Origin of the sequence: Streptococcus oralis, from assembly GCF_006175905.1 — a bacterium.
Taxonomy (GTDB): Bacteria; Bacillota; Bacilli; order Lactobacillales; family Streptococcaceae; genus Streptococcus; species Streptococcus oralis_BG.
This window is the reverse complement of sequence record NZ_SSNB01000001.1, coordinates 549116-570173: the sequence shown is the minus strand read 5'-3', so window position 1 is coordinate 570173 and position 21058 is coordinate 549116. Positions and strand designations below refer to the sequence as shown.

Genomic DNA, 21058 nt, shown 5'->3' with positions numbered 1-21058 from the left:
ACAGTGGGCTTTTTGCTTTGTCTTAAAACGTTGATTTCTGGGTTTGTTCAGTTATTTGTTCAGTTATAAACTTTTTAGTGCAGTTTCATAGAGTGAGACTGCTTTTTTTGCGTTCTCTTTTGAGAGGTGACTATAAATGTCCATAGTCATAGATAATTGGGAATGTCCTAAACGGTGCTGAAGTTCCTTGTAAGGTATTCCAGAGTTAAGCAAGAGACTAGCGTGAGTATGGCGAAAACCATGAAAACCAATGTTAGGTACGTCAGCACGTTTAAAGTGAGTTCTTAACCTGGTTTGTAGAGTTCGATTATTGGGGTACTCATTTATGAAGTCAGAAAAGACTACAGTTTCAGAGCGCCCAAGTTGCCAAGCTTCTTGTACTTGTCTATGTTTGTACTGCTTCAGCATACTAACAGTCGCTTGATCTATATCGATATCACGATAGCTAGATTTTGATTTTGAACTATTGGTTTCTTGTTTATAGTTTAAAGTCTTTGTGATATGCACAACTGCATTATCTAAATCTATATCAGACCAAGAAAGAGCTAAAGCTTCATTGATACGATAATCGATTTCTATATACCAAAAATACCTATCGAGTAACTATAAGGTCAGCGCGAATCAAATACTTTCGCTTTATTCTTATGGTAAGTTGAATTAATAAAATAATTATGATATTCTTTTTCTATAAGAAAAAAATTAAAATGATTTTAAGATAGTTTATTTAGAAAATTAGTCAAAATTTTTTCTAATTAATTTGGAAATCATTAACAAGGGGGATATTATGGCTGAAAGAATAATACATCAAGCTGATCTTCGAGCTATCGAGAACAACTTGCGCTCTATCCATGAAGGATTACAAACAATTGATGCTAGAGTTGATGTAGCAAACGAAAATCTTCAAATCGTGTACGATGAAATTGGTAGTTTAGCACAAGAATTTCATGAATTTGTGAATATCCAACAAAAAGCTAATAGATTAGGACAAGCTGAAACTCGACTGGTAAAAATACGTCAGGAAATTGAGAAGAAATACGGACATTATGATATTGTTCGTCGTACTACCACAGGGATTTTACAAGCTGATGATTTAGGAATTGTCAAAAAAGAAACAATCAGCACTGCAACAGAAGAACTAATGATATCAACTCCAGGCTACTGGCTTGCTCCATGCTTAGTTGCATTAGCAGCATGGATAAATAATCAACCCGAGTTAGCTGAAAAAGCAGTCAAGGAAGGGATTAAACGAAATGATGAAAAAACCTCCCTTTTCTTTGCCTTAATTTGTAGAAGAGCTAACAGAAAGAACGCATGCCTTAAGTGGACTCAACGTTATCTAGCTAATCAAGATGAAGAAAATCTCGACAGAAATTCTATAATTATCTTAGATGCTTTTGCGAGTGGACTCTTGGGAGCTGATACCGAAGGAGTCATCTCACGTCAAATGAATGAATGGCTCAGTCGACTTGAAGAAAAACCTGGTTTTACTGAACAGCAAACAGAACAATGGTCCGAAGCCATTAACTTAAAAAGAAGAGAACTAGATGAAGATTTATACCCTAACCTAAGAAAATATAGTAATAGTTGGCCTGTTCTAGAGGATATTTTAGAAGGTGCTCATCTCCATGAACAAATATTAAACTATCTAACTGATATTTTTGAGAAAAAAGGGTCTACAGAAAGCGTCAAAGAACAATTAGATGATATTTTAGACACACTTGTGACTGATTTTGATAACGAGGAACTAGCTCTTCGAAAACAAGAAAAATTCGAGCAGTTTGTGGTTGACTTTGGAGGAGATGACAACCGTGCTCATCAAAACATGGATATTGAGGTGACTGCATTTGAAACCCATAAAGACTTCACCCAGTTGCTTACCGATGCAGCAATGAAACCCGAATCTTCTCACTCAAGTATATCAACCCAAAAATTTGCATTGGCTCTTTCTCGTGATTGGGTAACAAACGCTTATAATGACGTTACTGCAAAAAATCGCATGAAGATTCCTTACGAAATTGAAATTAATGTGGATACTTTTAATGATAAATCAACAGATGGCCAAAACGAAAACGAGTTGATTGAAAAATTCAATTCTCAGATTGACTCTGAAAAAGAACAAACTTTGTCAAACTACTTCCCAAGTTTATTCGATAAATTCCTTTTGTATGGTGGTATAGCTATCGGAGTAATCGGTTTAATGATGATTTTTGGGAATATTTTCTTAGGTTTAATAGCTATTATAGCAGGGATTGTTATGGTTCTTAAGCATAAATCTAATATTGAAAACATTGAAACGAATCGCAAGAAAATTGAAGAACAATACGAGAATAAAAGAGTGAATGGTGAACAAATTATAAGAGCTACTCTAGCTGAAATTGTAGACTTTAGAATTGAATTCGCAGAGAAAGATGCTGAAAGCACTAAAGTTCTTGATTTCCTCGAACAAATAAGACCTGAACAATATGTAAACAAGTTGGCATCATCTAATAGAAAGATTAAAATTTGAGGAGGTAATTGACATGGATGAAAAATATAAAGGCGATAGTAAGCTATCATCTAATAACACCACTCCATTTAAGAGCATTAATACTGAAGAAGATATCACTGAAGAACCTATGAGCGTGTTTGCTGAGGGACTCCCTTCATGGGATATTGTGCCCCCACAATTGCTAGTCAGAAGGAAACGGCAAAAATAATGAATAAACCACAAACATATGCAGAATGGGTAAATGTCTTAGCTATTTTTAAAAACAAAGATGATGATGAAACAGTTTTAAAAATGATGAAATCTGGAACTATCGAATGGCAATACGGTGTGGCAGAACGTTTCTCTACAAAGTTAATTGACGCTGTTAATTACCGTATGAATGTAGCTTCAGATAAGTTTCAAAATGATTTACTAAAATCCCAAGGATACGAGGGAGCTATTATTCAAGCAATTCTTTCTTTGAGAAAAGAAATGACGTTCTTAGCTGAAGCAATCAATCTTCCTGTAATTCCGGATAAAGAGCGACAACACTACCTAAATCTCGTTATAGAACAAGCTAATAGCATGCAAAAATCTTTAGAAGAATCTGCAAAACAGGACCGAAGCGGGAAAATGTCAAGTATTATTAGAAATCATAAAATTAATTCTTTTTTAAATAAAGGTGAACAGTAAATGAGCGATATAGTAAAAAGCAAAGAACTTCTTACAAGATATTCACTTGCAAGAATTCCTTTTATTGCTATCAATACCATTGAGCCAAGTAGAACATTAGATATGTTAAAGGAAATATCTGAAGAATTACAACTTCCGTTCAACGTACATACTCTCACCAAAGGTGTGTATGATCTTAGTTCTGGTAAAAATGTTAACGATGATAAATCTGTTTATGGTGCAATAGATTACATGACGGACCAAATGCAAAAAAAACAATACCAAACTATTGTACTGACAGAAGTTCCGGATCTTAGTAATGAAAATAGCGATTCTAAACAAGTCTTAGCACTGGTCAATCTAGCCAATGAAACTGGAGGCGTTGTAATAGTTTTTACCAATACCCCTATTTGGAATCAACTTCAACGGCAAGGTATGACAGTAAAAATAGATTTACCTAACGAAGAGGAAATGTACTCAATAATTCAAGAATACATTGACGATTATAGAAACGATATCCAGATTGAATGGGACAACTCCGATATTCGAGAAGCTGCTGCAGCTCTCAATGGGGTAACTAGAATCGAGGCAGAGAACGTTATTGCTGCTTTGATTGCAAATAAGTGCATAAGAAAATCTGATTTAGATGAGATAAGATTTGCAAAAGATCGCCTATTCTCTGATATCTCTGGCCTAGAAAAAATAGTTGTAGATGATTCTGTAAAGGATGTCGGAGGACTTGAAGGATTAAGGAAGTGGCTTAATGAAAAGAAAGAATTGCTAACTCCCGAAAAGAAAGATATGTTACGTGAGAAAGGATTGCAGCCACCTAGAGGAATACTCCTAGTAGGTGTCCCTGGATGCGGAAAATCTTTATCTGCTAAATCAATTTCCGCTAACTGGAAACTCCCATTGTATCGTTTAGATTTTGCAACGGTTCAAGGAAGTTATGTAGGTCAGTCTGAACAGCAACTCAAAGATGCTCTAACTACCGCTGAGAATGTATCTCCGTGTATTTTATGGATTGATGAAATAGAAAAAGGGCTATCAGGAGCTACTGGTGGCGCTAATGATGGTGGTGTATCTACTCGTATGGTTGGTCAATTCTTATTCTGGATGCAAGAATGCAAAAAACAAGTTTTTGTAGTGGCAACAGCTAATGATGTGTCTATGCTTCCATCAGAACTTCTCCGTCGAGGAAGATTTGATGAGTTATTCTTTGTTGATTTACCTACTGCAGATGAGCGCAAAGAAATACTTGCTTTGTATTTTAAAAAATACTTAAGTCTAGAATTTGAAGGAGATTTTGCTGATAATATCATTCAAATAAGTGATGGTTTCACTGGTGCTGATTTAGAATCGACAGTTAGAGATTTAGCTTACCGAGCTATCGCTAATAACAATTTTATTCTCAATGAAGAGAATATCATGACTGCTTTCAATAACGTAGTCCCACTCTCTCAAACTAGCCCAGAAAAAATTGAGGCTATTAGAGATTGGGGGAAAGAAAGAGCTGTTCCTGCATCTGGAAAACCAATCGGTGGAGAGGGACTTGTTCATAAACAAAGTGGACCTAAAACAAGAAAAGTACTTGTTTAATAAGTTCATTATTTGGACACGGTAACTGTAATCTCAGTTTCGTGTCTATTTTTATAATTCTCTAAATGAAGATTTATTCTGAGAGTACCATTAAAAGGAATCTTAAATTGCAAAATATAACTTATAACACGATTAGGAGAAAAATAGATGCCTAGACCAATGTTAAATCCATACCAATCCCAAAAACAAACACAAGCAAGCCATATCATGACTTCTAACTTAAAACAACCGCAGATAGATAAATTGAGTTTAGATAGGCTTCTAAGAAAATCACGGTCTAAAGAATATATAGATGCTATTCATCAACTAGATGCAGGAGGACATGTTCATAATAAAAAGGAAGTAAATGAAATTATTAATACAATTAAGTCAGAATTCCCAGATGTGGATATTAATGGAGTTCTCCTAGGTTTTGTAGCAAAATGTTATTTAGGAGCACCTTATGAAGCGCACACCCTAGACTTAGTTGGAGAAATCATTGAGCATTATAAACGAGGAGAGACATTACCTGGTGGACTCGATAAAGCTAAAAGCATTGCTTTACATGGAGGATATGATTTTATCGAAGTTTATACAGATTGTTGTCGAGCAATTAGCTCAAATGGTTCCGTATCAGTTATAAAAGATTAATTATGTATAGAGCAGTAACATATGGCATACAGAGAATTTCATAAATAATTGGTAATTAACCTAAAAGGATACTGTTAGGTAACAGGAAAAATTCATCTCGATGTTAAAACGACTACTGTATTATCTTTGTAATATAGTAAAATTATCAGGAATCGCTTGGAATAATTAATTTGTTTTTCTCTATATAATAACAAGAATTAGTGGCATGAAAGTATAGCTATATAGTAGGACACAAAATATCTATTACCAACGCGCTACTTAGCCAGTGGGGGGCGACATTCGGCGGTTCAGCCTATTCTCTTTTATAACTCAGAATTTGAGAACCATTTTGTCTCAGATTCTTTTGTTAATGGTTATGGGCAAGCCAGGCGGAATACTTTTTCCCAAGCCAGAGAGCAAAGAGGAGATTGATGACGACGATGCCTGAACCGACCAGTGAAAATAGGAAAAATTCGCTAGTCGAAACCTGCCACAAATGCACGATGTCTGTAATAAAATAAGCACTGACAGGAAAACAAAGGATAGAAGTGATGAGAGCAGGGATATACTTACGGAGAAGAATTGATTGTCCAATATGGAGCAAGAGATGAAGCGCAAAGGCTACAAATCCCCCTAACCAAACTAGTTCGAGTGTTCTAGATTGACTAAAATACGCTAATAAAGTGATGGATAAGACAAGGATGAATTCCTCAAAAACAGCGAGGGCAAATCCCTCTGTTGTCATTTCTTTGTGGATTTTGAGAATAGTTGGCGCCTTTTGGGTCAGCAAGGTTTCGTTGAGACGGATCCAAGGGACAAGACCGATAATTTCTTCCATATCGTGAAAGATAAAAAGTAGAGGAAACATCCAAAGATAAAATGCCATAAATCTCTCCTGAAAAGCTAAAGACTGCCAGCAAATAAAGCAAAAAACGCCCAGTAAGGCGTTTTGAGTTAGGTATGCTTACTTAACCTCTGTAAACACAACGTGTTTGCGAAGTTTTGGTGAGTATTTCTTCAATTGAAGACGGTCTGGAGTGTTACGTTTGTTTTTAGAAGTAAGGTACAAGCGTTCACCAGATTCTTTGTGTTCAAGTGTGATATTTACGCGCATGGTATCTCCCTTCTATTATTCAGCTGATGCAGCTTTAGCGATTTTACGTCCTTTGTAGTATCCTTTAAGTGATACACGGTGAGAACGTGAGTAATCTCCAGTAGTTTCGTCAAAGTTTACAGATGGAGCTGTTACTTTGTAGTGTGTACGACGTTTGTTTTTCTTCGCTTTTGAAGTGCGACGTGCAGGTACTGCCATTTTGATTTCTCCTTTAGGTATTTAAATTCGATTCAATCTAGTGATTTTCATCAACCATACTAGGATAACACATTTTTTTTGTAAAGTAAAGTTACTTGACAAAAAAAGATGAAAAAATTAGAATTTGTTAATCGGAATTTTCTGAAAATTCAAGAATTTTCTTCTGTTCATTGCCTTTAAAATGTGCTATAATAGTAAAAACTGAAACGGGAGGGAACAAATGACTGAATTAGATAAACGTCACCGCAGTAGCATTTATGACAGCATGGTTAAATCACCAAACCGTGCCATGCTTCGTGCCACTGGTATGACAGATAAGGACTTTGAAACACCGATTGTGGGAGTGATTTCGACTTGGGCGGAAAATACCCCTTGTAACATTCACTTGCATGATTTTGGGAAATTGGCTAAAGAGGGTGTCAAATCTGCAGGTGCTTGGCCTGTACAGTTTGGGACAATTACCGTAGCGGACGGGATTGCCATGGGAACGCCTGGTATGCGTTTCTCCCTAACATCTCGTGATATCATCGCGGACTCTATCGAGGCGGCGATGGGTGGTCACAACGTGGATGCCTTTGTTGCTATCGGTGGCTGTGATAAGAACATGCCTGGTTCTATGATTGCCATTGCTAATATGGATATTCCAGCTATTTTCGCTTATGGTGGAACCATTGCACCCGGAAATCTTGATGGCAAAGACATTGACTTGGTTTCGGTGTTTGAAGGAATCGGAAAATGGAACCACGGTGATATGACAGCTGAGGACGTGAAGCGTCTCGAATGTAATGCCTGCCCGGGCCCTGGTGGCTGTGGTGGTATGTATACAGCTAATACCATGGCGACTGCTATTGAAGTTCTAGGTATGAGTTTGCCAGGATCTTCATCTCACCCAGCTGAATCAGCTGACAAGAAAGAAGATATCGAAGCAGCAGGACGTGCTGTTGTCAAGATGCTGGAGCTTGGTCTCAAACCATCAGATATCTTGACTCGTGAAGCCTTTGAAGATGCCATCACTGTAACTATGGCTCTCGGTGGTTCTACAAATGCCACTCTTCACTTGCTTGCCATTGCCCATGCTGCCAATGTTGACTTGTCACTTGAAGACTTCAATACGATCCAAGAACGTGTGCCTCACTTGGCCGACTTGAAACCATCTGGTCAGTATGTCTTCCAAGACCTCTACGAAGTTGGGGGTGTGCCAGCGGTTATGAAGTACTTGCTGGCAAATGGTTTCCTTCATGGCGACCGTATCACATGTACTGGTAAGACAGTCGCTGAAAACTTGGCTGACTTTGCAGACCTTACACCAGGCCAAAAAGTCATTATGCCACTTGAAAATCCAAAACGTGCAGACGGTCCGCTTATCATCTTGAACGGGAACCTTGCCCCTGACGGTGCGGTTGCTAAAGTATCAGGTGTTAAAGTGCGTCGTCACGTTGGTCCAGCTAAGGTCTTTGACTCAGAAGAAGATGCTATCCAGGCTGTTCTGACAGATGAAATCGTTGATGGCGATGTAGTCGTTGTTCGTTTCGTGGGACCTAAGGGTGGTCCTGGTATGCCTGAGATGCTGTCGCTTTCATCCATGATCGTTGGTAAAGGTCAAGGAGACAAGGTTGCTCTCTTGACGGATGGCCGTTTCTCTGGTGGTACTTATGGTCTGGTTGTTGGACATATCGCTCCTGAAGCTCAGGATGGTGGACCGATTGCCTACCTTCGTACAGGTGACATCGTTACGGTTGACCAAGATACCAAAGAAATTTCCATGGCCGTATCCGAAGAAGAACTTGAAAAACGCAAGGCAGAAACAACCTTGCCACCACTTTACAGCCGTGGTGTCCTCGGTAAATATGCCCACATCGTATCATCCGCTTCTCGCGGAGCCGTGACAGACTTCTGGAATATGGACAAGTCAGGTAAAAAATAAACTCATACTCTTCGAAAATCTCTTCAAACCACGTCAACGTCGCCTTGCCGTACTCAAGTACAGCCTGTGGCTAGTTTCCTAGTTTGCTCTTTGATTTTCATTGAGTATCAAAAAGCAAGCCAACTTCGGCTTGCTTCTTTTCATCTTCAAAAGTGATTTGCCTCATTAACGAGGTGGCAGTCCGAGGGCAATGCGTCCGTAGCGACTGATTCGTGTGATCTTCCATGCAGGAGACCAGGTAACTTCAACCTTGACATCTTCGATACCCTCGATTTGTTTTAGACCTGCGACGATTTCGATAGGTAGGCTTTCGGCGCAATCACAGGCAGTATCGGTGAAGGTCATGACAATCTTGCAGAGACCTGTTTCATCTAGATTGATTTCATAAATCAGCCCTAGATTGTAAACATCCAATTCCACATCTGTATCAAAAACCTTCTCTAATTTATCGATAATTTGGTCTTGCAAGGCTAAAGCGCGGTCATTGATTTTGATATCGTCTCTCATAACAGTCCCTCCACGTGATAAATATCCTCTATTTTCTCATAATTCTGACAATTTGGCAAGTTTTTGATGAATTTTCTGAAAAATATGATAGAATGAAGAAAATATGGAATCAAGGGGAAGTCTATGGAGCAGATTGGAAAAGTCTTTAGACAATTACGAGAGTCAAGAAATATCTCGCTGAGACAAGCAACTGGGGGACAATTTTCGCCGTCCATGTTGTCCCGATTTGAAACAGGTCAGAGTGAGCTTTCGGTGGAAAAGTTTCTATTTGCCCTAGAAAATATATCTGCTAGTGTAGAGGAAATCCTCTTTCTGGCGAGAGGTTTTCAGTATGATACAGATTCGGAGTTGAGAAAAGAAATCACAGATGTTTTGGATTTAAAGAATATAGCACCTCTTGAGGACTTATATCGCAAGGAGTATCAAAAGCATGCCCATTCTCAAAACAAACAGAAACATATTCTAAATGCCATCATTATCAAGTCTTATATGAAGAGTATGGATGAAACGGTTGAGTTAACGGCAGAGGAAGGGAAAGTCCTTCATGACTACTTGTTTTCTACTGAGATTTGGGGAATCTATGAACTCAATTTGTTCTCAGTCAGTTCTCCGTTCTTGTCTGTTTCTCTTTTTACTAGATATGTACGAGAAATGGTCCGCAAATCCGATTTTCTAATGGAAATGAAGGGAAATCGGAACCTTTTTCACACCATGCTACTGAATGGTTTTTTAGCCAGCATTGAGTGTGAAGAATTTACCAATGCCTCTTATTTTAAACGTGTTATCGAAGACCATTTCTACAAGGAAAACGAGACCTATTTCCGAATTGTCTATTTGTGGGCGGAAGGTCTCCTTGATAGCAAGCAAGGCAGAGTTAAGGAAGGACAAAAAAAGATGGAAGATGCTGTCCGTATTTTTGAGATGCTTGGCTGTAACAAATCTGCCGAATACTATAGAAATACACCCGATTGTTGAATATCTGCAAACTAAGAAAATAATTTGAAATTTTAAGCGATAGAACTTTTGACTACTCTCAGGTCGTTACAAAAGTTCTATCGTTTCTTTGCTCATTTTGTGTGTTGCATATATTCAAAAGTTTTCCCTTTCAATTTCTAAGTGCTATACTATAGTCATACTTCATATAGGGATTATAACAAGAAGGGAGATTACCTATGAAACTATTGTTTAGAAATCAAGCTTATCGACTCTTGACTTTATCGCGCTTCTTCAATGCCTTTGGTGCTTCGATTTTTAACCTGGTATTTATCGTTTATGCATCGACCTTGCCACAAGCCTCTTTTGCTGTTGCTATGGCGAATATTGTCATGATTCTTCCGACTCTCTTTACAGTTTTTGTAGGGATTCGGGCAGATTACACGAGGGACAAGGTCAAATGGATGGTCTATAGCGGTTTGTTTCAGGCAGTTTTATTTTTTCTAGCAGCTTTAGTTGTTCAGCAAGCTAGTCTCTTTGCTTTTTCTAGTCTGTGTTTGATCAATGTCATTAGCGATGTAATCAGTGATTTTGCTGGTGGTTTGCGCATGCCTCTTATTAAGGAAAAAGTGGCTGAAAATGATCTGATGGAGGCTTATTCTTTTTCCCAGTTTATCACCTATATTTCAGCTATTGGTGGTCAAGCTTTCGGAGTCTGGCTCTTAGGTCTATCGGTCAACAATTTTTCCCTCGTTGCTGGAATCAATGCCTGTTTTTTCCTAGTATCAGCTGCTATTCTCTTTTTAGGAAGAAGCAAATTGAACCTGTCAATTTCATCTGCTGATGGTGAAATCCTTAAAAATGATAAGCTTTCTATCAAAGACCAGTTTCTATCGATTTACCGAAATTTACGTCTCGTTTTTCTAAAAAGTGGACAGAAAAACTTTGGTTTTATGCTCTTTGCTGTCTTGCTTATCAATGCCTTGGGTGGCGCTTTAGGAAGCATCTATAACATCTTCTTTTTGAGCCATTCTCTCTTGAATTTTTCTTATACAGAGGCACTATTTATCAGTCAAGTCTGTGCTTTAGTAGCAGTCATCATCAGTAGCCTTACGGGCAATGATTATTTTGGGAAGCAGTCTTTGCCTAGATTGATGATGTGGGCGACCGTAGGACTCAGTCTAGTTGGTCTAGCTAACGTATTTAATCAAGTCGTGCTTGGTTTACTATTTCTCTTTTTAACTCTGTATGTGTCTGGTAAAGTTTCACCAAAGATTAGTGCCATGCTCATGAAAAATCTAGATCCAGATGTTCTAGCTCGTACCAGTAATTTTTTGGGTTTATTGTTTACCTTATCCATACCTGTGGGAACAGCTTGTTTTTCACTTATAGCTGTATGGAATATACAGTTGACTTGGATGCTATTTGTTGGTCTTTCCTTGCTAGCTATTCTTTTGACAATTATTAATCTCAAAAATGATATCTAAATCCTAATTTTATTCATACTGTTTTAATCCCTCTATTTATGGTAAAATAAGACTATTAAGTTTAAAGAGGATTCCCTATGAAATTACAAAAACCAAAAGGAACGCAGGATATTTTACCTGCTGAGTCTGCCAAGTGGCAGTACGTTGAGGGCTTTGCCCGTGAAATTTTTAAGCGCTATAATTACGCAGAAGTGCGCACGCCTATTTTTGAGCATTACGAGGTCATCAGCCGCTCTGTCGGTGACACAACCGATATCGTAACCAAGGAAATGTACGATTTTTATGACAAGGGTGACCGCCATATTACTCTCCGTCCAGAAGGAACTGCGCCCGTTGTCCGTTCCTATGTGGAAAATAAACTCTTCGCCCCAGAAGTGCAAAAGCCAAGTAAGTTCTATTACATGGGCCCTATGTTCCGTTATGAGCGTCCACAGGCAGGTCGTTTGCGTCAGTTCCACCAGATTGGTGTCGAGTGTTTTGGCTCTAGCAATCCAGCTACCGATGTGGAAACCATCGCTATGGCAGCTCATTTCTTGAAAGCGATCGGCATCCAAGGTGTCAAATTGCATCTTAACACTCTTGGAAATCCCGAGAGTCGTGCGGCCTACCGCCAAGCCTTGATTGACTATTTGACACCGCTCAAGGAGACCTTGTCTAAGGATAGCCAACGTCGTTTGGAGGAAAATCCTCTCCGTGTCTTGGACTCTAAGGAAAAAGAAGACAAGGTGGCAGTAGAAAATGCACCGTCTATCTTGGATTTCCTTGATGAAGAAAGCCAAGCTCATTTTGATGCTGTCCGTCAGATGTTGGAAAATCTTGGAGTAGACTATATCATCGATACCAATATGGTACGTGGTCTGGACTACTACAACCACACTATTTTCGAGTTTATCACTGAGATCGAGGGTAATGACTTGACAGTCTGTGCGGGTGGTCGCTACGATGGCTTAGTTGCTTATTTTGGTGGTCCTGAGACTGCTGGATTTGGATTTGGTCTTGGTGTAGAACGTCTACTTCTCATCCTTGAAAAGCAAGGGGTGGCCCTCCCTATCGAGAATGCCCTAGATGTCTATATCGCAGTCTTGGGAGAAGGCGCAAATGTTAAGGCCTTGGAATTGGTACAAGCCCTTCGCCAACAAGGATTCAAAGCAGAGCGTGATTACCTTAACCGGAAACTCAAAGCTCAGTTCAAGTCAGCCGATGTCTTTGCGGCTAAGACCCTCATCACGCTAGGGGAGAGCGAAGTCGAAAGTGGACAAGTGACGGTTAAGAACAACCAAACACGAGAAGAAGTGGAAGTTACGCTTGATGCTATCAGCCAAAACTTCTCAGAAATCTTTGAAAAACTGGGATTTTAATGACAGATAAGCTGGTCAGGATCTTATTCCTAACCCACTTTTTCTAGGATTAACATTGCTCTTGCTTACTCAAAAATATCTTTATAAAACCATTACTATTGTTTCCATTTTTGCAAGAGGAATTCGCTTATTAGCCTTTTTAGCCGCGACGGTGTTCTACATGTTTATCAAAATGATATAAATAACAATGGTAAGACTTCATTTCAAATAGGAGACCCATATGAACTTACTTAAAAATCTTGGCTGGTTTCTGCTAGCTGTTCTATCCTTTTTCTTTGGTTATGGTCTGGTTCAGAGTATGGCGCTGTCAGCTCTTGAACTAGGGGCTTCAATCTATGGAGTCTTGCCCCTTTATATCGCCCTGTCAGGGGCCTATGTTTATGGAGTTTACAGATGGTATCAGACAGAAAAGGTTAGCATCCAGACAACAGCTTTTAATCGTTATATCTGGTTGCCTACTCTGGTTTTGCTAGTGGCGATTACAGCCCAGTTCTTTTTACCAGACGATCCGTCAGTCAATCAACAAATCGTATCACAATTGACAGTTGCTCAGCCTGTATTTGGTTTCTTTATGGTGGTAGTCTTTGCTCCTCTGACGGAAGAACTCATCTTTAGAGGGATGCTGGCGCGCTATCTCTTTCCTAAGCAGAACAACAGCAAACAGACAGCTCTGTTTCTCCTCGTATCAAGTGTGCTTTTTGCCTTGATTCATTTTCCAGGGACTTTGCAACAGTTTTTAGTTTATGCTAGTCTGGGATTGAGTTTGGGTTTGGCTTATGTAAGCCGAAAAGGTCTTCTTTACAGTATTTATCTCCACGCTTTGAATAATTTAGTCGGCTTTTTGATGATACTCATGCTATAATAGAGTCAGGAGGTCACATGAAACGAGTAATTTTATTAGCAGTGATACAGGCAGTCGTTCTCTTCTTTATTATCGGGGGCCTTGCCTATGCCTTTAAAGGCGATTTCTTTTACAACAATCTAGCAGTGATTTTTGCACCTATTGCAGGAATCATGCGCTTTGCGACGGCCTATGCTACAGTGATTGTTCTGCCAAAAAAAGCGGCTGAAATCGCGGAAAAACGTAAAGAAGGTCAAGAATCAAAATAAGAAAATCCGATGGTGTCTTCATCGGATTTTTTGTCTGTTCGTTTTGATTTCTAAAGACAATCAAACTTTTCTGATGATTTTCATGAAGTGCCTGCTCTTTTATGGTAAAATAGTAACAGAATAAAAGAGGAGAGAAAACATGAAACGTAGTATGTATGCTGGTCGTGTTCGTGAGGAACATATCGGACAAGAAATTACCTTGAAAGGCTGGGTTTCCCGTCGTCGTGATTTGGGCGGATTGATCTTTATCGACCTTCGTGACCGTGAAGGTATCATGCAGTTGGTTATCAACCCTGAAAAGGTATCTGCAGAGGTTATGGCAACAGCTGAAAGCCTTCGTAGCGAATTTGTCATCGAGGTGACTGGACAAGTCGCTGCGCGTGAGCAAGCCAATGATAAGTTGCCGACTGGTGCGGTTGAGTTGAACGTGACAGCTTTGACGGTGCTTAATACAGCCAAAACAACGCCTTTTGAGATTAAGGATGGGATTGAGGCCAATGACGATACACGTTTGCGTTACCGTTACCTTGACCTTCGTCGTCCAGAAATGCTAGAAAACCTTAAGCTTCGTGCCAAGGTGACCCACTCTATCCGTAACTACTTGGATGAGTTGGAGTTTATCGATGTGGAGACACCATTCCTTTCTAAGTCAACGCCAGAAGGGGCGCGTGACTATTTGGTGCCATCTCGTGTCAATAAAGGGCATTTCTACGCTCTTCCTCAAAGTCCACAAATTACTAAGCAACTCTTGATGAATGCTGGTTTTGACCGCTATTACCAAATCGTTAAATGTTTCCGTGATGAGGACTTGCGTGGTGACCGTCAGCCTGAGTTCACCCAGGTCGACTTGGAAACATCCTTCCTTACGGAGCAGGAGATCCAAGATATTACAGAAGGATTGATTGCGCGCGTGATGAAAGAAACCAAAGGCATTGACGTGACGCTTCCATTTCCTCGTATGAAATACGATGATGCGATGGCTCTTTACGGTTCTGACAAGCCTGATACTCGTTTTGATATGTTGCTTCAGGACTTGACAGAAGTGGTCAAGGGTGTTGATTTTAAAGTCTTCTCAGAAGCACCTGCTGTTAAAGCCATTGTGGTCAAAGGAGCTGCGGACAACTACTCACGTAAAGACATCGACAAGATGACCGAAGTAGCCAAACAGTACGGTGCCAAAGGTCTTGCTTGGGTTAAGGTTGTTGATGGAGAATTAAACGGACCAGTTGCCAAGTTCTTGACTGACATTCAAGCAGAATTGACTGCAGCACTTGGTCTTGAAGATAAGGACTTGGTTCTCTTTGTGGCGGATACGCTTGAAGTAGCCAATGCAACACTAGGCGCCCTTCGTGGCCGTATCGCCAAAGAGCTGGGCTTGATTGATAACGATAAATTCAATTTCCTTTGGGTAGTTGACTGGCCAATGTTTGAATGGTCTGAAGAAGAAGGTCGCTACATGAGCGCCCATCATCCATTTACCCTTCCTCAAGCAGATACTGCTCATGAGCTTGAAGGTGATTTGGCTAAGGTTCGTGCTATTGCTTACGATATCGTCTTGAACGGTTATGAGCTTGGTGGTGGTAGTCTTCGTATCAACCAAAAAGACTTTCAAGAACGCATGTTCAAGGCTCTTGGTTTCTCAGCTGAAGAAGCCAATGACCAGTTCGGCTTCCTTCTTGAAGCCATGGACTATGGTTTCCCACCACACGGTGGCTTGGCGATCGGTCTTGACCGTTTTGTGATGCTCTTAGCAGGAGAAGAAAATATTCGTGAAGTCATTGCCTTTCCTAAGAACAATAAGGCAACCGACCCAATGACACAAGCTCCATCAACAGTCGCTCTCAAACAACTAGAGGAACTCAGCTTACAAGTAGAAGAAGATGAAACAAGCAAAACGAATTAAGCGGTGGCGCTATTATCTGCGCCGCTTTGCTTATCAGATAAAAATCTTACGAGTTTTACAAAGTATCTCTCGGGAAAAATATGATGAGAAAGTATCGGCTTCTCTGGTTTATGGCTTTTTGTCAGCAGTAGCAGTCAATTTCTTTTTTCAACCAGGGCACGTTTACTCCAGTGGCGCGACGGGTCTGGCACAGATTATCTCTGCCTTGAGTAATCACTGGTTTGGTTTTTACATTCCGATATCGCTAACCTTTTATGCTATCAATTTTCCGTTGATGATTTTGGCTTGGTATCAGATTGGGCATAAGTTTACAATCTTTACCTTTATCACAGTATCCATGAGTTCCCTCTTTATCCAGCTTGTGCCAGTTGTGACCTTGACAGAGGATCCCATTATCAATGCCCTTTTTGGGGGTGTTGTCATGGGCTTGGGGATTGGTTTTGCGCTCCGTAACAATATTTCTAGCGGAGGTACAGATATCGTCAGTCTCACTATTCGAAAGAAAACGGGTAAGAATGTCGGTAGTATTTCTTTCTTGGTAAATGGAACCATCATGCTGATAGCAGGTCTGACCTTTGGTTGGAAATACGCCCTTTACTCCATGATTACCATCTTTGTCTCCAGTCGTGTGACAGACGCGGTCTTTACCAAGCAAAAACGCATGCAGGCCATGATTGTGACCAATAATCCTGATAAAGTAATTGCAAAAATCCATAAAAAATTGCACCGCGGAGCAACTATGATCCACGATGCAGAAGGAACCTATAATCATGAGAGAAAAGCAGTCTTGATTACGGTTATCACACGAGCAGAGTTTAATGATTTTAAACACATCATGAAACAGGTTGATCCGACAGCCTTCGTCTCTGTATCCGAAAATGTCCACATCCTAGGACGATTCGTAGAAACAGACAATTAATAATACTCAAAAGACCAGCCGCAAGGCTGGTCTTTATTTTTCGATAATTTTGTGGGCAATCAACTGGCGGTAACAGATTTGTCTGTTGTTTTTTGCGTCATTGATGATCTGTAAAATCGTTTCAAATGATGTCCGCCCAAGTTCCAGACTATTGATATCCACATAAGCTACAAGATCAAGTCGAGGATTGACAGAGTCGAAACTCAAGACAGGAACAGTTAACTGATGCTTACTGATGTAGTCACAAACCCCTTCTGCAAGGAGACTATCGGTTGTGATGATAGCGTCAATCTGCGGATCGTGATTGAACAGAAGTTCACTGAACTGATAACCTTTTTCTTCTAGAAATTCGGTCGCAAAGTAGGTTAAGTTGGTATCAATCGGAAGTTGGTGTTGTTTGAGTGCGGACTCATAGCCAGTTAGACGATCTTGCGTTACGAAGAGTCGCTTTGTACCCCCGATAAAGGCAATTCGTTTGCATCCTTTTTTGATGAAATACTCTGTCGCATCAAAGCCCGCCTGTACATTGTCATTATCAACAAGAGGGATAAAGGGTGAAGTGGATTTTCCGAGAATGAGGAAAGGGAACTGCTCATCAGCTACTAGCTTGACCAGAGGGTCTTCTTCCTCAGCGTAGAGGAAGATCAGGCCATCGACACGTTTCCCGTAGACCATTTGAGAAATGGCATTGAGACGCTCCTTCTCATCTTTACCAGTTGCAATCTGAATAGCATAGTGGTTTTCAGATGCGACTTGGGCGATTCCTCGTAGGACAGATGGGAAGAAAGGATTTTGGTAGAAGGCATCCGAGTCGTCAGGCAATACCAAACCGATAACCTGAGTATAGCTGCTAACTAGGCTACGAGCATTGAGATTGGGATGGTAGTTGAGTTCCTTCATAGCCTTGCGAACTCGTTTTTTGGTTTCATCACTAATCGTTGATTTGTTTTGAATAACACGGGTTACGGTTGAAGGTGAGACACCTGCAGCCTTGGCCACATCTTTAATCGTAACGGGCATAAAAATCTCCTATTTATGATAATCTGGATCGCGGTAATGTGTTTTATAAAAGATGGTGACCAGATAAAGAACAAAAAGAATGTTTTGTACAGTGATAAGGGTTGTCATATTTTGGCCAAAAAGTCCCAAAACAAGCGTAATCAAAGTTGGTAATCCTAAACAGTTCAAGATAAAATGGTAGCACTCTTTAAAGCTCCTAAATGAAAAGAGGCGTGATTTTTTGGTGATATAAAGGAGAAGACTAGCTCCAAGAGAGACAATGAAGAAATTCAATCCAAAGAGGAAGCTAGCACCAAGGACGAGAAAGAGACTGATATAGACACGGTTCTGTTGATACCAGTCTTTAGAAATAGCCTGGGTTAAAGCTTCCTTACTCTGGAAACTCTCCGTTTGAATGGCGTGGTAGCGAATGCGGGTCAGTTCCTTGCTTTCCTTGCTGATGATGAGTTCTTCAGTATCAAAATGAAGTTGCAAATCCTTTGGCAATTCCTTACTTGGACTTGGACCAATCAGAAGAGAAGCTTGCTGATTTTTAGTTCCAGCATAGCTCAGTTTTCCATCTACTATCTGCGCATTCTCCGACAAATCCATGATTGCTTCATCTGTCAGGGGGGTGTAGACATTATCGATAAACGTATCCAGTGGATACGTTTCCTGTGAGCTGTTTTGAATGGCAATTGGAATCATGGACAAGCTGATGAGGAAAATGCTAGTAAAGAGGAGTTGAAACCAGTTGAGTCCAAAACGTTTTGACAGGGGCTTACGAAATCCCCAAATACTTGAAAAATATGAAAATGGATATGGAAGCATAGGCATCTTTCTAAAAGTGTTTTCTATATGAGTATTATTATATAGAGAAATGTGCTTTATTTCAAGTCTAGGAAATCAATTATGTATTGAAAGAGGGTTTCAATACATAATTGTAGAAGGGTGTCCAATCTTGTAGCTTTAGCAATAAGCTCCAAAATGAAAAAGGGTGGCGGGGATAAATTATCCCTTGTCGCCACCACTTGTAAGTCCTGAAACAAAGTTCTTTTGTAGGAAGAAGAAGAGAATACAGATTGGAAGCGCGATGAGGATAGCACCTGCTGAGAAGTAGGCAATCTTCAAGTTTTTCACATTGCTGACAAAGGTCTGTAGACCAACGGCAACTGTAAAGTATTCTTTCTCACGAAGCAAGAAACTAGAGAGGATATAGTCTCCGAAAGGTCCCATGAAGGCCCAGAGGGCTTGTACTGCAACCATTGGGCGAACGAGTGGGAGGACGATTTGCCAGAAGCGACGGAAGTGTCCGGCACCATCTAGTTTTGCTGATTCATCAAGAGACATCGGTACTGTGTCGAAGTAGCCTTTCATCAACCAAGCATTCATCGGGATACCTCCACCAACATAAAGGAAGATGAGGAACCAGCTTTGGTTAAGGGCATTCAACATAAGGGCCATAACGAAGAAGGCTGTCAAGGCGGCCATAGTTGGCACCATTTGGATGATCAAGAAGAAGACCAAACTTTGTTTACGAGCCAAGAAGTTGTAACGGCTGTAGGCATAACCAGCAAGTACGATGATACTTGTTTGAACAGCCATTGTAATCAAGGCGATAATCAAAGTGTTGAGGTACCAAGTGCCGTACAAGGTTTCAGTGAAGAGCCCTTGGAAGTTGGCAAAGCTAAAGTCGACGTTAGCGTCTAGTTTAAAAGCTACGACGTTACCAGTCTTGAAGGCTGACATAATAGTAATCAAAAGTGGATAGATAATCACGATTGAAAGACCAATCAAGTAGAGGTAAGTGAGGGTTTGAGTCAGTCTACGTTTGAGTTTGATTGAGTTATTCATCTTAGACGTCCTCCATATCAAATGCGTGTAGTTTCTTGAATGCGATCATAGAGATAGAGATGACAATGATAGAGATGATCAAGGTAACAGCTGCCGCCATAGAGTATTGAGGAGATGTACCTGTTGTCAAACGATAAATCCATGAGATCAAGATATCAGTTGAACCGGCTCCACCACCAACGCTACCAGGACCTCCACCATTGAAGAGGTACATGATAGAGAAGTTGTTAAAGTTGAAGGTGTATTGGCTGATCAATGTTGGTGCTGCAACAGCCAAAATCATAGGGAAAGTGATGTTGCGGAATTTCTGCCAAGCATTGGCACCATCGATGTAAGCCGCTTCGTAGAGGTCGTTAGGAATCGACTGCAAGATACCCAAGGTCAAAACGTAGATGTATGGGAATCCTAGCCAACCTTGCATCATAATCAAGGCAATCTTAGTCCAAGTTGGGTCTGTTTTCCAAGGGATAAGAGCACCGTCAAGGAAAGGAAGAACCTTAGCCAAGATAGGCAATACTTGAGTGTTGATCGCTCCGACACTATCGTTAAACATGTTTGAGAATGTCAAGATAGTGATGAAGGCTGGAACAGCCCAAGGAAGAAGGAAAATAACACCAAAGATACGTTTTCCTTTGATAAATGGTTGGTTAGCAATGATAGCTGTGAAGATACCAATCACAATCTGCAAAGTAGAAGCAGACAAGGCCCAGATGATGGTCCATGAAAGAACGGCACCGAAGGCTGAACGGAAGGTACTTAAGCTCCAGATATTTGTAAAGTTAGTCAAACCAACCCAGTCCAACAATTTGTTTGGTGGCAAGTGTTGGAAGTCATAGTTGGTAAATGCAATCATCAAGGTTACGATAACTGGGAAGATAATCGCAAATGTCATAGCGACGTAAGATGGGATGATCAAGAGGTAAGGGAAACCATTCTCATAAATACCTTTGATCATATCTTTAAAAGTACGTGGGACAGGAATTCCATTGTTAATACGTTTTGCGATTGTATGTGCATCTTTAATATTTGAGAAATAAAAGAGCACATAAACGACTACAAAGATTAAATGGAAAGCACCACGAATCAGCATAAAGAGGGAATTATCACGACCTGGCTTGTCACCAAGAGTGATCAAATTGTGCAATTCAGGGGCTGCAAGTGCTAGGAAATAAAGAACAAACACGATAGTTACACCAAGGAAGATAAAACCTTTGGCCTTTTGTTTATTGTAAATCTGTCCTAACCCAGGAATTACTGAAAGCAAGGCTGCTTTGCTAGGTTGTTGGTTTTCCATGAATACTCCTTTCATAGGATACGAGATTGAAGTTTGTCTCCAATCACTAGATAGGCAACTGCAATCATTCGTAAATTTATAAAATCAAAGGGGGATTTGTATTCTCCCCCC

21 protein-coding genes and 1 pseudogene are annotated in these 21058 nt (G+C 40.2%); 13 read left to right on the top strand and 9 right to left on the bottom strand.

What is annotated here, in order from left to right:
- Positions 1 to 63 precede the first annotated feature (63 nt).
- Positions 64 to 567: pseudogene (locus E7Y33_RS02810) on the bottom strand (site-specific integrase); the annotation flags it as partial.
- A gap of 217 nt (positions 568 to 784) precedes the next feature.
- Between E7Y33_RS02810 and E7Y33_RS02805 the strand changes: the two are divergent.
- From E7Y33_RS02805 to E7Y33_RS02790, 5 genes are all read left to right on the top strand, one after another.
- Positions 785 to 2506 carry a hypothetical protein gene (locus tag E7Y33_RS02805; protein WP_139689580.1) on the top strand — a complete coding sequence of 574 codons (1722 nt, stop codon included), beginning with the start codon at positions 785 to 787 and terminating at the stop codon, positions 2504 to 2506.
- 13 nt (positions 2507 to 2519) lie between these two features.
- Complete coding sequence (locus tag E7Y33_RS09415; RefSeq protein ID WP_000343799.1) at positions 2520 to 2696, top strand: hypothetical protein; 177 nt, start codon at positions 2520 to 2522, stop codon at positions 2694 to 2696.
- Complete coding sequence (locus E7Y33_RS02800) at positions 2696 to 3160, top strand: hypothetical protein (protein ID WP_001039967.1); 465 nt, start codon at positions 2696 to 2698, stop codon at positions 3158 to 3160. Before E7Y33_RS09415 ends, E7Y33_RS02800 begins: the two co-directional genes overlap by 1 nt.
- A complete protein-coding gene (locus E7Y33_RS02795) occupies positions 3161 to 4738 on the top strand; it encodes an AAA family ATPase (protein ID WP_139689579.1) in 1578 nt (525 codons plus the stop codon).
- A gap of 147 nt (positions 4739 to 4885) precedes the next feature.
- Positions 4886 to 5368 carry a hypothetical protein gene (locus E7Y33_RS02790; protein WP_139689578.1) on the top strand — a complete coding sequence of 161 codons (483 nt, stop codon included), beginning with the start codon at positions 4886 to 4888 and terminating at the stop codon, positions 5366 to 5368.
- A gap of 346 nt (positions 5369 to 5714) precedes the next feature.
- Here the strand turns inward: E7Y33_RS02790 and E7Y33_RS02785 are convergent, their stop codons facing one another.
- From E7Y33_RS02785 to rpmF, 3 genes are all read right to left on the bottom strand, one after another.
- Positions 5715 to 6233: an HXXEE domain-containing protein gene (locus tag E7Y33_RS02785; RefSeq protein WP_139689577.1), complete on the bottom strand. Its 519-nt coding sequence runs from the start codon at positions 6231 to 6233 to the stop codon at positions 5715 to 5717.
- Positions 6234 to 6311: 78 nt separating this feature from the next.
- Complete coding sequence (gene rpmG, locus E7Y33_RS02780) at positions 6312 to 6461, bottom strand: 50S ribosomal protein L33 (protein ID WP_001265622.1); 150 nt, start codon at positions 6459 to 6461, stop codon at positions 6312 to 6314.
- A 15-nt stretch (positions 6462 to 6476) separates the two neighbouring features.
- A complete protein-coding gene (rpmF, locus tag E7Y33_RS02775; protein WP_000290417.1) occupies positions 6477 to 6659 on the bottom strand; it encodes a 50S ribosomal protein L32 in 183 nt (60 codons plus the stop codon).
- Between the two features lie 220 nt (positions 6660 to 6879).
- Between rpmF and ilvD the strand changes: the two genes are divergently transcribed.
- The gene (gene ilvD / locus E7Y33_RS02770) at positions 6880 to 8583 is read left to right on the top strand and encodes a dihydroxy-acid dehydratase (protein WP_000137343.1); all 1704 of its coding nucleotides are present in this window, start codon (positions 6880 to 6882) and stop codon (positions 8581 to 8583) included.
- Between the two features lie 165 nt (positions 8584 to 8748).
- Here the strand turns inward: ilvD and E7Y33_RS02765 are convergent, their stop codons facing one another.
- Complete coding sequence (locus E7Y33_RS02765; RefSeq protein WP_001204050.1) at positions 8749 to 9090, bottom strand: metal-sulfur cluster assembly factor; 342 nt, start codon at positions 9088 to 9090, stop codon at positions 8749 to 8751.
- A 123-nt stretch (positions 9091 to 9213) separates the two neighbouring features.
- On the opposite strand from E7Y33_RS02765, the gene rgg reads away from it, so the two are divergent.
- The 7 genes from rgg to E7Y33_RS02725 all read left to right on the top strand — a co-directional run bounded on the left by rgg (position 9214) and on the right by E7Y33_RS02725 (position 16800).
- The gene (gene rgg, locus E7Y33_RS02755) at positions 9214 to 10065 is read left to right on the top strand and encodes a quorum-sensing system transcriptional regulator Rgg (protein ID WP_000434957.1); all 852 of its coding nucleotides are present in this window, start codon (positions 9214 to 9216) and stop codon (positions 10063 to 10065) included.
- Between the two features lie 197 nt (positions 10066 to 10262).
- A complete protein-coding gene (locus E7Y33_RS02750; protein WP_139689576.1) occupies positions 10263 to 11510 on the top strand; it encodes an MFS transporter in 1248 nt (415 codons plus the stop codon).
- Between the two features lie 77 nt (positions 11511 to 11587).
- Entirely contained in the window at positions 11588 to 12868 is a 1281-nt protein-coding gene (hisS, locus tag E7Y33_RS02745; protein ID WP_139689575.1) for a histidine--tRNA ligase, read from the top strand.
- A gap of 220 nt (positions 12869 to 13088) precedes the next feature.
- Positions 13089 to 13730, top strand: a complete 642-nt coding sequence (locus tag E7Y33_RS02740) for a CPBP family intramembrane glutamic endopeptidase (protein WP_139689574.1) — start codon at positions 13089 to 13091, stop codon at positions 13728 to 13730.
- 17 nt (positions 13731 to 13747) lie between these two features.
- Entirely contained in the window at positions 13748 to 13978 is a 231-nt protein-coding gene (locus E7Y33_RS02735; RefSeq protein ID WP_044020086.1) for a hypothetical protein, read from the top strand.
- Positions 13979 to 14117: 139 nt separating this feature from the next.
- Positions 14118 to 15881: an aspartate--tRNA ligase gene (gene aspS, locus E7Y33_RS02730; protein WP_139689573.1), complete on the top strand. Its 1764-nt coding sequence runs from the start codon at positions 14118 to 14120 to the stop codon at positions 15879 to 15881.
- The gene (locus E7Y33_RS02725; RefSeq protein ID WP_000806299.1) at positions 15859 to 16800 is read left to right on the top strand and encodes a YitT family protein; all 942 of its coding nucleotides are present in this window, start codon (positions 15859 to 15861) and stop codon (positions 16798 to 16800) included. The genes aspS and E7Y33_RS02725 overlap by 23 nt, the downstream gene beginning before the upstream one ends.
- Positions 16801 to 16833: 33 nt before the next feature.
- Here the strand turns inward: E7Y33_RS02725 and E7Y33_RS02720 are convergent, their stop codons facing one another.
- The 4 genes from E7Y33_RS02720 to E7Y33_RS02705 form a co-directional block, all read right to left on the bottom strand.
- Positions 16834 to 17820 (bottom strand): LacI family DNA-binding transcriptional regulator, encoded by a 987-nt coding sequence (locus E7Y33_RS02720; protein ID WP_139689572.1) that lies wholly within the window; start codon positions 17818 to 17820, stop codon positions 16834 to 16836.
- Between the two features lie 9 nt (positions 17821 to 17829).
- Positions 17830 to 18630, bottom strand: coding sequence for a DUF1189 domain-containing protein (locus E7Y33_RS02715; protein ID WP_139689571.1), 801 nt, complete (start codon positions 18628 to 18630; stop codon positions 17830 to 17832).
- A gap of 180 nt (positions 18631 to 18810) precedes the next feature.
- Complete coding sequence (locus E7Y33_RS02710) at positions 18811 to 19653, bottom strand: sugar ABC transporter permease (protein ID WP_001065656.1); 843 nt, start codon at positions 19651 to 19653, stop codon at positions 18811 to 18813.
- Between the two features lies 1 nt (position 19654).
- Positions 19655 to 20947: a carbohydrate ABC transporter permease gene (locus E7Y33_RS02705; protein WP_000431414.1), complete on the bottom strand. Its 1293-nt coding sequence runs from the start codon at positions 20945 to 20947 to the stop codon at positions 19655 to 19657.
- Positions 20948 to 21058 lie beyond the last annotated feature (111 nt).

Coding starts and splice junctions, on each gene's coding strand:
- E7Y33_RS02765 (WP_001204050.1), bottom strand. CDS start 9,090: ATGAGAGACGATATCAAAATCAATGACCGCGCTTTAGCCTTGCAAGAC.
- E7Y33_RS02705 (WP_000431414.1), bottom strand. CDS start 20,947: ATGGAAAACCAACAACCTAGCAAAGCAGCCTTGCTTTCAGTAATTCCT.
- E7Y33_RS02805 (WP_139689580.1), top strand. CDS start 785: ATGGCTGAAAGAATAATACATCAAGCTGATCTTCGAGCTATCGAGAAC.
- E7Y33_RS02785 (WP_139689577.1), bottom strand. CDS start 6,233: ATGGCATTTTATCTTTGGATGTTTCCTCTACTTTTTATCTTTCACGAT.
- hisS (WP_139689575.1), top strand. CDS start 11,588: ATGAAATTACAAAAACCAAAAGGAACGCAGGATATTTTACCTGCTGAG.
- E7Y33_RS02750 (WP_139689576.1), top strand. CDS start 10,263: ATGAAACTATTGTTTAGAAATCAAGCTTATCGACTCTTGACTTTATCG.
- E7Y33_RS02710 (WP_001065656.1), bottom strand. CDS start 19,653: ATGAATAACTCAATCAAACTCAAACGTAGACTGACTCAAACCCTCACT.
- aspS (WP_139689573.1), top strand. CDS start 14,118: ATGAAACGTAGTATGTATGCTGGTCGTGTTCGTGAGGAACATATCGGA.
- E7Y33_RS02740 (WP_139689574.1), top strand. CDS start 13,089: ATGAACTTACTTAAAAATCTTGGCTGGTTTCTGCTAGCTGTTCTATCC.
- ilvD (WP_000137343.1), top strand. CDS start 6,880: ATGACTGAATTAGATAAACGTCACCGCAGTAGCATTTATGACAGCATG.
- E7Y33_RS02735 (WP_044020086.1), top strand. CDS start 13,748: ATGAAACGAGTAATTTTATTAGCAGTGATACAGGCAGTCGTTCTCTTC.
- E7Y33_RS02800 (WP_001039967.1), top strand. CDS start 2,696: ATGAATAAACCACAAACATATGCAGAATGGGTAAATGTCTTAGCTATT.
- E7Y33_RS02790 (WP_139689578.1), top strand. CDS start 4,886: ATGCCTAGACCAATGTTAAATCCATACCAATCCCAAAAACAAACACAA.
- rpmF (WP_000290417.1), bottom strand. CDS start 6,659: ATGGCAGTACCTGCACGTCGCACTTCAAAAGCGAAGAAAAACAAACGT.
- E7Y33_RS02725 (WP_000806299.1), top strand. CDS start 15,859: ATGAAACAAGCAAAACGAATTAAGCGGTGGCGCTATTATCTGCGCCGC.
- E7Y33_RS02720 (WP_139689572.1), bottom strand. CDS start 17,820: ATGCCCGTTACGATTAAAGATGTGGCCAAGGCTGCAGGTGTCTCACCT.
- rgg (WP_000434957.1), top strand. CDS start 9,214: ATGGAGCAGATTGGAAAAGTCTTTAGACAATTACGAGAGTCAAGAAAT.
- E7Y33_RS02795 (WP_139689579.1), top strand. CDS start 3,161: ATGAGCGATATAGTAAAAAGCAAAGAACTTCTTACAAGATATTCACTT.
- E7Y33_RS02715 (WP_139689571.1), bottom strand. CDS start 18,630: ATGCTTCCATATCCATTTTCATATTTTTCAAGTATTTGGGGATTTCGT.
- rpmG (WP_001265622.1), bottom strand. CDS start 6,461: ATGCGCGTAAATATCACACTTGAACACAAAGAATCTGGTGAACGCTTG.
- E7Y33_RS09415 (WP_000343799.1), top strand. CDS start 2,520: ATGGATGAAAAATATAAAGGCGATAGTAAGCTATCATCTAATAACACC.